The sequence below is a fragment of the Streptomyces sp. NPDC087420 genome (genome assembly GCF_044744165.1).
Classification (GTDB): domain Bacteria; phylum Actinomycetota; class Actinomycetes; order Streptomycetales; family Streptomycetaceae; genus Streptomyces.
Window position 1 is genome coordinate 545,046 of sequence record NZ_JBIUXU010000004.1, and the last position, 8,552, is coordinate 553,597.

9 protein-coding genes are annotated in these 8,552 nt (G+C 71.2%); 5 read left to right on the forward strand and 4 right to left on the reverse strand.

Annotated elements, in window-relative coordinates; translation table 11 throughout:
* Nucleotides 1-19: 19 nt before the first annotated feature.
* Both ACIO1C_RS10940 and ACIO1C_RS10945 read right to left on the reverse strand, forming a co-directional pair.
* Nucleotides 20-400, reverse strand: a complete 381-nt coding sequence (locus ACIO1C_RS10940) for a peptidase inhibitor family I36 protein (RefSeq protein WP_401860944.1) — start codon at nt 398-400, stop codon at nt 20-22.
* Nucleotides 401-579: 179 nt separating this feature from the next.
* Nucleotides 580-2,187, reverse strand: a complete 1,608-nt coding sequence (locus ACIO1C_RS10945) for an MFS transporter (RefSeq protein ID WP_401860947.1) — start codon at nt 2,185-2,187, stop codon at nt 580-582.
* Between the two features lie 126 nt (nt 2,188-2,313).
* On the opposite strand from ACIO1C_RS10945, the gene ACIO1C_RS10950 reads away from it, so the two are divergent.
* The 3 genes from ACIO1C_RS10950 (at nt 2,314) to ACIO1C_RS10960 (ending at nt 5,343) form a co-directional block, all read left to right on the forward strand.
* Nucleotides 2,314-2,982, forward strand: a complete 669-nt coding sequence (locus ACIO1C_RS10950) for a TetR/AcrR family transcriptional regulator (RefSeq protein WP_401860948.1) — start codon at nt 2,314-2,316, stop codon at nt 2,980-2,982.
* A 175-nt stretch (nt 2,983-3,157) separates the two neighbouring features.
* The gene (locus ACIO1C_RS10955) at nt 3,158-4,378 is read left to right on the forward strand and encodes an alpha/beta hydrolase (RefSeq protein ID WP_401860951.1); all 1,221 of its coding nucleotides are present in this window, start codon (nt 3,158-3,160) and stop codon (nt 4,376-4,378) included.
* Between the two features lie 56 nt (nt 4,379-4,434).
* Nucleotides 4,435-5,343, forward strand: a complete 909-nt coding sequence (locus tag ACIO1C_RS10960; protein ID WP_401860953.1) for a DUF4429 domain-containing protein — start codon at nt 4,435-4,437, stop codon at nt 5,341-5,343.
* Between the two features lie 168 nt (nt 5,344-5,511).
* Here the strand turns inward: ACIO1C_RS10960 and ACIO1C_RS10965 are convergent, their stop codons facing one another.
* Together ACIO1C_RS10965 and ACIO1C_RS10970 are read right to left on the reverse strand one after the other, a co-directional pair.
* A complete protein-coding gene (locus ACIO1C_RS10965; protein WP_401860956.1) occupies nt 5,512-6,540 on the reverse strand; it encodes an aldo/keto reductase in 1,029 nt (342 codons plus the stop codon).
* Nucleotides 6,541-6,546: 6 nt separating this feature from the next.
* Nucleotides 6,547-7,011 carry a MerR family transcriptional regulator gene (locus ACIO1C_RS10970; RefSeq protein WP_401860959.1) on the reverse strand — a complete coding sequence of 155 codons (465 nt, stop codon included), beginning with the start codon at nt 7,009-7,011 and terminating at the stop codon, nt 6,547-6,549.
* An 86-nt stretch (nt 7,012-7,097) separates the two neighbouring features.
* On the opposite strand from ACIO1C_RS10970, the gene ACIO1C_RS10975 reads away from it, so the two are divergent.
* Nucleotides 7,098-7,604: a GNAT family N-acetyltransferase gene (locus tag ACIO1C_RS10975; RefSeq protein WP_401860962.1), complete on the forward strand. Its 507-nt coding sequence runs from the start codon at nt 7,098-7,100 to the stop codon at nt 7,602-7,604.
* The gene (locus tag ACIO1C_RS10980; RefSeq protein WP_401860964.1) at nt 7,586-8,404 is read left to right on the forward strand and encodes a serine hydrolase domain-containing protein; all 819 of its coding nucleotides are present in this window, start codon (nt 7,586-7,588) and stop codon (nt 8,402-8,404) included. The genes ACIO1C_RS10975 and ACIO1C_RS10980 overlap by 19 nt, the downstream gene beginning before the upstream one ends.
* The last annotated feature ends 148 nt before the right edge of the window (nt 8,405-8,552 follow it).

The following is an 8,552-nucleotide window of genomic DNA, read 5'->3' on the forward strand; positions in this document are numbered from 1 at the left end:
ACTCAAACATGCGTTCCCGTCAGGTCTCCCAGACCTTGAACGCCCGGACGCGGTACGGCGAGCGCGGCACCCAGGTGCCGCCTCCCGGGTACGTCTCGAACTCCCCCGTCTCCGCGCACTCCGCGGACTGGTAGGTGGTCACGGGCCGTCCGGTGCGGTTGGCCAGCGAGGCGGCCGTGGCTCCCGCCGGGAGCGGCACGCAGCTGTCGATGTCGAGTCCTGACAGCTCGTGGATCCACCGGGAGCCGGTGAAGTCGTCCTTCCCCCAGAGGCACAACTCGCCCGCCGCGCACGTCCCCAGGCGCGGTGGCGCGGCGGTGGCGCTGCCGGCCGGCAGCAGGGTGGTGGCGAGCAGCGCCCCCAGGGCGAAGGTGCGTGTGATTGTGCTGGTTCCGCGCATGCGGATCATCCCCCGTCGTCGTACGAGTTCTTGCCGGTCATCCGTACCCTGACCTGCGCGGGACCCGCCGGGGAAGGGGTCACCGGACGCACCACCCGGATAGGCGACGGCCCCGCCGGAAGGTTCCGGCGGGGCCGTGTGGGGAGCGGAATTGACGTCGGGTCAGCCGGAGGCTGACATCAGATGTGCACCCCCGCGTCGGCGGCGTCCGCGTTGACGCCCCGCTTCGTCAGCAGCGCGACGAAGACCGCCACGGCGCCGACACCGGCGGCGACCAGGCAGGCCAGCCCCATGCCGGACATGAAGGTGTCGTGCGCGACGGAGGTGATCTTCGCGGCGATCTCGGCGGGGGTGCCGGGCGCCACCGGGGGCACGCCGACCTGGACGGCCTCGGCCGCCTTGTCCGCCTGGTCCGGGGTGAGCGGCGGCAGGCCCGCGTCGGTCCAGTTGCCGGGCAGGTCGTTGGAGACCTTGGAGGCCATGACCGCGCCGAGCACGGCCGTACCGAGGCTGCCGCCGATCTGCATGGAGGCCTGCTGGAGACCGCCGGCGACACCGGACAGCTCCATCGGGGCGTTGCCCACGATGACCTCCGTGGCGCCCACCATGACCGGCGCGAGACCCATGCCGAGCAGGGCGAACCAGATCGACATGACAAAGCTGCTGGTGCCTGTCCCCAGCGTCGACATGCCGAACATGGCGACGGTGGTGAAGATCATGCCGGCGGCGAGCGGGATCCGGGGGCCCACCTTGGTGATGACCACCCCGGCGAGCGGCGAGGCGACGATCATCATGCCGGTGAGCGGCAGGAGGTGCAGGCCGGCGTCGACCGGGCTCATGCCGTGCACGTTCTGGAGGTAGAAGGTCACGAAGAACAGGCCGCCGAGGAAGGCGATGGCCATCAGCGCCATCAGCACCACACCGGCGGAGAGCGGTACGGAGCGGAACAGGCCCAGCGGGATGAGCGGTTCCTTGACCTTGGTCTCCCAGAAGGCGAAGAGCCCGAAGGCCACGAGGGAGCCGATGATGAAGAGCCAGGTCAGGCCCGAGCCCCAACCCCAGGTCGGGGCCTGGATGATCGCCCAGACCAGGCAGAACATGGCGGTGGAGAGCAGCAGGATGCCGAGGACGTCGAAGGACTTCGGCGCGTTCTCGGCGCGGTGGTCCTTGAGGATCACGATGCCGATCCCCAGGGCCACGATGCCCACCGGCACGTTGATGAAGAAGACCGACTGCCAGCTGACGTTCTCGACGAGCAGCCCGCCGATGATCGGACCGCCGGCGGTGGAGGCGCCGATGACCATGCCCCAGATGCCGATGGCCATGTTCAGCTTCTCGGCGGGGAAGGTCGCGCGCAGGAGGCCCAGCGCGGCGGGCATCAACAGCGCCCCGAAGAGGCCCTGGAGCACCCGGAAGACGACCACGAGCGCGATGCTGTGGGAGAGGCCGATGGCCCCCGAGGCGGCGGCGAAGCCGGTGACGCCGATGAGGAAGGTCTGGCGGTGGCCGAAGCGGTCACCGAGCTTGCCGGCCGTGATCAGGGCCACGGCGAGGGCGAGGAAGTAGCCGTTGGTGATCCATTGGACGTCCGCGAAGCTCGCGCCGAGGTCCTTCTGGATGGCCGGGTTGGCTATCGCCACGATGGTGCCGTCGAGCGCCACCATCATCACGCCGATGGCCACCGAGAAAAGAGTCAACCAGGGGTGCCCGCGCAGCCCTTTGGCGGGCGTCGATGCCGGGGGTTCCGGGGTCTGCGGCGCTGTGTCGACGGTGGTCTGACTAGTCATACCGAGCACGCTAGTGTCAGCCGCTGACAGTTGACAAACCATTTCACAAGTCGGTAACTGTCACGTAGCTCACAGATACACTGAGCAGGTCAAAGCGGTGTGAAGCGGTGGAACGAGGACCAATCGGTGGTGCATGAAACGGTGACCGGGCATCCGGTCGGGCTGCGCGCCCGCAAGAAACAGCGCACCCGCGACGCGCTGTTGCGCGTGGCACTGGAACTCTTCACCACACAGGGGTACGAACAGACCACGGTCGACGAGATCACGGACGCCGTCGAGGTCTCCCAGCGCACCTTCTTCCGCTACTTCGCCGGCAAGGAGGAGGTCGTCTTCTCCGTCGTACGGATGGTGGAGGGACGGTTCGTCGAGGCGCTGCGTGTACGACCCGCCGCCGAGGGGCCGTTCGAGGCGATGCGCCGGGCCGTCACCTCCGCCTGGCAGGGCGTCAGCGAGGCCATCGAGGCCGTCGTCCCCGTCGAACTGCACATGCGCACCTACCAGCTGATCGAGTCGACGCCCGCGCTGCTCGCCGTGCACCTGCGCCGTTCGGCCGAGTTGGACGAGGAGATCGCGCGCCTCGTCGCGGACCGCGAGGGGCTGGACGTGGACGCCGACCCCCGGCCCCGGGTGGCCGTCGCCGCGTTCACCGGCGTCATGCGGGTGACGGGCCGGCTCTGGGGTCAGGGCCAGGACACGAGCGTCGAGGCGCTGGGCGCGCTGTCGGAGGCGTACCTGGACCATCTGGGTCCCGCGCTCGCGGAGGACTGGCGGCGGCCGGTCGCGGACACGCCCTAGGGCCGATTCGACCTCACGGGGCGTCATCTTCGGTGACTTGTACGCGTGTCGCGCGCCGGAGCGTACGCGCCGCGCGTACCCATGGTGACGTTACCGTCGGTTCATTCCTTCGTTGCGCGTGATGTGCCTCACCCTCGCCACGAGGGCACCTACGCGCGTCCTAGGCTGGTAGTTAGTGACTTCCTTCGAAACTGATCCTCCGCTCAGCGCCTGGCGCATGCTTCTCGCGCTCGCCGTTGTCTTCGTCCTCCTGGCCACCACCGGGTGGACCGCGGTACGTCATCACCGCGGCCCCAGCGAGCCCCTGGAGATCGCCGTCTCCGCGTGGGAGCGGGGCCGTATAGGAGCACGGGACCTCCCCGACACGGACACCGCGCCGAAGCTGATCGCGGCCTTCTTCACGTCGCTGACGGCCGCTCAGCAGACCACGCTCGTCCGCAGGTACCCCCTGGTCGTGGGCAACCTCAACGGCGCTCCGGTGACGCTGCGTTACCGGGCCAACCGGCTGGCGCTCCGTCAGGCGCGTGAGGTCGAGCGGCGCCGTACGCACGACGTGCGGCTGTCGCCCGACGGCCGCAGGCAGGCGGGGCGCACGATGAACCGCTACACGTCGATGCTGCACCCGGACCGGCGGATGCTCGCCTTCGACCCGTCGGGCAAGGGCCGCGTGGCCGAGGTGTTCGGCGATCTGGACCACGCCGAGCGGGTCTCGATCGTGGTGCCGGGCGTCGACACGAACGTACTGACCTTCGAACGGACCGAACGCAAGTACTCGGCGCCGGCCGGGATGGCGGGAGCGCTGTACACGGCCGAGCGACAGGCGGATCCCGCCGCCCGTACCGCGGTCATCGCCTGGGCCGACTACACCTCGCCGGCAGGTCTCGGCATGGACGCGGCCATCGGGAAGCTCGCGGAGGCCGGCGGCGTACGGCTCACCGCGCTCGTCCGGGCGCTGCCCGGCCGGTCGCGGGTCTCCCTCTTCTGCCACAGTTACGGCTCCGTCGTGTGCGGGGTCGCCGCCGACGACCTGCCGGCGCGGGTCACGGACGTGGCGGTCGCCGGCAGCCCCGGGATGCGGGTCGGCAACGCCGCCCAACTGCACACCACCGCCCGGGTGTGGGCCATGCGGGACCGCGACGACTGGATCCAGGACGTGCCGTACCTGGCGGTCGGCGGGCTGGGGCACGGCGCGGACCCGGTGAGCGGGCACTTCGGGGCGCGGATCCTGTCGGCGGACGGCGCGGTCGGGCACAGCGGGTACTTCGTGCCGGGCACGGACAGCCTCGACAACTTCGCCGACATCGGGGTCGGGTCGTACCGCGCGGTGCGGTGCGCCCACACGGACTCCGACTGCCGGAGCGACCTCCTCCGGGCGGACGGGATCGGACGCGCGTAGAACTCCCCCGGCTGTGGCAGGCGACGCGGCGGCGCGCGGCGCCTACGATGTGCCGTATGGGTGATGTGCTGGGCGGAATTCATGCCACCTGGGAGTTCGAGACCGATTCCGTGCTCGTCCGCTTCGAACGGGGGATACGCGCGCCGAAGCTCTTCCAGGCCCTCGGTGAACGCCGCGTCCCGCACGCGGCGTTGTCCTCGGTGACGCTCTCCCCCGGCAAGCGCGGGACGGTCGTGCTGCACGCCGTCCCCAGACCGGGCGCCGATCCCCTGATGGAGGCGGCGGCCGGCCAGCTCAGGGGGAGCAGCGATCCGTACCGGCTGGTGCTGCCGGCCGAGCGGGAGACGCTCGCGGAGTACTACGCGGACGAACTGCGGGCGGCGCTGGCGGACCGGGGGGACGGGCCGGAGCGCCTGGAGCCCGCCGAGCGGTTCCTGGTGAACCCGCCGGAACGGCCCAGGACCTTCAAGGCGTTCGACGGCAAGGCCGTCTTCGACGGCGAGCAGGTGTCCTTCCGCTGGTCGTGGACGGGCGCGTCCTCCGCCAAGTGGAAGGCCGGCGACCAGAGTTTCGCGGTCAGGGACCTGCACGGGGTCGAGTGGCGCTCCCCCGAGGTCTTCGACGGCTATCTGCGGCTGCTGCCGCGCGACGGCCAGGGCGCGGACCTGCCGCACGCACCGCAGCCGGCCCAGGCCGACCACGACCCGGCGGCCGTGGTCTTCGGCCTCGGCTACGGCCCGGTGCACGAGTCGCTGCCGTTCGCGGCGGCGGTCCTGCACGCGGTACGGGGCGCGGGGGCGGCGCCCGGGCCGCCGCGGATCCCGGTCCACGCGGTGGCGGCGGCGCGCAGCGACCCGGCGGACGTGGCGGAACGGATCCGCCACCTCGGGGAGCTGCACCAGGCGGGCCTGGTGACGGACGACGAGTTCAGCGCGAAGAAGGCGGAGTTGCTGGCGGAGCTGTGACAGGCCGGCCTCGCGGCCGGGTGGACCGGGAGGCCGGGGCCGGGGCCGGTACGGAAGCGTACGCACGCGCGGGCGCGACGGCCGTACCGATCGCACGCGCGGGCGCGAGGCCGCTGACCGGCGCGACGGCCGTACCGGCGTACGCACCCCTCCGGCCGGCGCCCGCGGCTACTCGCGGCCCGCCGAGACGAACGTCAGGTCCGCGGACCTGCCGCCCGCCACCCGGCCCGCGATCGGCTCCAGGAGGTCCAGCTCGCTGTCGGTCAGGACCAGCCGTGTGGCGGCGGTGTTCTCCTCGACCCGGGCGCGGCTGCGCGTCCCGGGTATCGGGACGACGCTCAGGCCATGGATCGCCGAGCGCTGCTGCGCCCAGGCCAGCGCGACCTGTCCGAGCGTCGCGTTCCGGCCCTCGGCGATCTTGCGTACGGGCTCCAGCAGCGCGGCGTTCGCGCGGGCGTTCGGCCCGTTGAAGCGCGGCTGCCTGCGGCGGAAGTCGTCCTCGCCCAACTCCTGCTCGGCGTTGACGAACGAACCGGTCAGGAAGCCGCGGCCGAGCGGGGAGTACGGCACGAGCGCGACGCCCAGTTCGACGGCGGCCGGCACGATCCGCTCCTCGATGTCGCGGCTGAACAGCGACCACTCCGACTGCACCGCCGCGATCGGGTGCACGGCCTGCGCGGCGCGCAGCTCACCGGCGGTGACCTCGCTCAGCCCGAGGTGCTTGACCTTGCCCTCGGCGACCAGTTCGGCCATGGCCCCCGCGGTCTCCTCGATGGGGACGCTCACGTCACGCCGGTGCATGTAGTAGAGGTCGATCACGTCGACGCCCAGCCGCGTCAGACTGCCCTCGACACACGCGCGCAGGTACGCCCGGTCGTTGCGGATGGTCCGCCGGGCCGCGTCCGCCGGGGAGACCCCGAGCCCGAACTTGGTGGCGAGCACGATCTCGTCGCGGTGCGCCTGGACGAAGGGGGCGATGAACTTCTCGTTCTCCCCGTCCCCGTAGACGTCCGCCGTGTCGAACAGCGTCACGCCCAGCTCCAGCGCGCGCTCCAGGGTCGCCCGCGCCTCCACCACGTCCGTGGTGGGCCCGTAGGTCTCGCTCAGCCCCATGCAGCCGAATCCCTGGGCGCCCACCTCGGGGCCCGTGGTGCCGAGTCGTACCTGGGTCAAGGGTGTGGCCGTGCTGTCGCTCATGGGTCTTCAGACCCTTTCCGGCGCCCGACGGGCACCCGCGTAGAAGCTGATCTTGTGGTCGAGCACGGCGACGGTGTCCTGGAGCTCGCTGATCCGGTGGATCACGTCGCGCCGGGTCCGCTCCAGCAGTTCCTGCCGCTGTTCGAACGTCTCCTCGCCTACCCGGATCAGCTCCGCGTACCGCACCATGTCCGCGACGGGCATGCCGGTCAGCCGCAGCTTGGTGACGAACTCCAGCCAGTCGAGGTCCTGGTTGGTGAACCGGCGCTGCCCGGTGTTCGACCGGTCGACGTGCGGCATCAGCCCGATCCGCTCGTACCAGCGCAGGGTGTGCGCGGTCAGTCCGGTGAAGGCGGCGACCTGGCTGATCGTGTAGCGGTCCTTGCCGTCGGGACACGGGTGGGGGCGCGGAGGCGCCGCGCAGACGTCGACAGGTTCCGTCACGGCGGGGCTACTCTCCATCAGCGTCATGCCCCACACGCTAGAACCTTCGAGTGCACTCCAAGCAAGTGAATAATGCGACGAGATTCCCGGCGGGTGCGGCTAGCGTCTTCCGTATGACCCTCGCACGACCCGCCACCCCCGCCGACGCAGAGGAACTCGTCCGGCTCCGCAAGGTGATGCTCGACTCCCACGTCGGGCCCAGTACGGACGTCGGCTGGCAGGCCGCCGTGGTGGAGACGCTCCGGCGGAGACTCGCGGACCCTGCGGGTGATCTGGCCGCTTTTGTCGTGGACCGGCCGGACACCCCCGGCGCGCTCGCGGCGACGGCCGTCGGTGTCATCGAGTACCGCCTCGGCGGCCCCGCCGACCCGTCCGGCGCCAGTGGCTATGTGTTCAGCGTCGCCACCGACCCCGACCTGCGCCGCCGCGGCTTCTCGCGGGCCTGCATGGAGGCGCTGCTCGACTGGTTCCGTACGCGCGGGGTCCGGAAGATCGACCTGCGCGCGTCCCGCGACGGCGAACCGCTGTACGCCTCGCTGGGCTTCGTCCGTACCCCCGACCCCGCCATGAGGCTGACTCTCCAGGCCTCTACGCTCGTTCCATGCAGAGTCTGGCGTTGATCGACAACTGGCCCGTGCCGACCGCGGCCGCCGCCGTCGTGCGGGCGGACGGCACCGTCACGGGGTCGCGCGGTCCCACCTCGCACCGCTTCCCCCTGGCCTCCGTGACCAAGCCGCTGGCCGCGTACGCCGTGCTCGTGGCGTACGAGGAAGGGGCGGTCGAACTCGACGAGCCGGCCGGTCCCGAGGGCTCCACCGTCCGGCACCTGCTCGCGCACTCCAGCGGACTGGCCGCCGACGAGAACCGCGTGACGGCCCCGCCCGGCACCCGCCGGATCTACTCGAACGCGGGCTTCGAGGCGCTGGGCGACCATGTCGCCAAGGCCACCGAGATCCCCTTCGGGGAGTATGTGCGCCAGGCGGTCTTCGAACCGCTCGGTATGACCTCCACCACACTGGACGGCTCCCCGGCCAGGGCCGCCGTCTCGACGGTGGACGACCTGACGCGCTTCGCCGCCGAACTCCAGACGCCCCGCCTGCTGGACCCGCGCACGGTGCTGGAGGCCATGACCGTCGTCCACCCCGGGCTGGGCGGCATCCTGCCCGGCTACGGGCGGCAGAAGAACAACGACTGGGGCCTCGGCTTCGAGATCCGCGACTCCAAGTCCCCGCACTGGACGGGCGCTTCGTCCTCGCCGCGCACGTTCGGGCACTTCGGCCAGTCCGGTACGTTCCTGTGGGTCGACCCGGACGCGGGAGCCGCCTGTGTCGCCCTGTCCGACCGGGACTTCGGCCCCTGGGCGATCGAGGCGTGGCCGCCGTTCACCGAGGCGGTGCTGACGGAACTGCGCGCGGGCTGAGCAAGGGGGCCGGGCAACAGGGCTGGCCTACCGGGCTGGTCAAACAGGACGGCCCTAGGGGTCGTCTTCAAAGGTCAGATCCAGAGCAGTATCGAGGCGATGGTGAGGGCGGCTTGGTAGGACTCACGGGTCTTGTCGTAGCGAGTGG

What these genes read in the sequence shown, in the direction of transcription:
- ACIO1C_RS10980 (WP_401860964.1), top strand. Translation starts at nt 7,586, where the DNA reads ATGCAGAGTCTGGCGTTGATCGACAACTGGCCCGTGCCGACCGCGGCC.
- ACIO1C_RS10970 (WP_401860959.1), bottom strand. Translation starts at nt 7,011, where the DNA reads ATGACGCTGATGGAGAGTAGCCCCGCCGTGACGGAACCTGTCGACGTC.
- ACIO1C_RS10960 (WP_401860953.1), top strand. Translation starts at nt 4,435, where the DNA reads ATGGGTGATGTGCTGGGCGGAATTCATGCCACCTGGGAGTTCGAGACC.
- ACIO1C_RS10965 (WP_401860956.1), bottom strand. Translation starts at nt 6,540, where the DNA reads ATGAGCGACAGCACGGCCACACCCTTGACCCAGGTACGACTCGGCACC.
- ACIO1C_RS10975 (WP_401860962.1), top strand. Translation starts at nt 7,098, where the DNA reads ATGACCCTCGCACGACCCGCCACCCCCGCCGACGCAGAGGAACTCGTC.
- ACIO1C_RS10940 (WP_401860944.1), bottom strand. Translation starts at nt 400, where the DNA reads ATGCGCGGAACCAGCACAATCACACGCACCTTCGCCCTGGGGGCGCTG.
- ACIO1C_RS10945 (WP_401860947.1), bottom strand. Translation starts at nt 2,187, where the DNA reads ATGACTAGTCAGACCACCGTCGACACAGCGCCGCAGACCCCGGAACCC.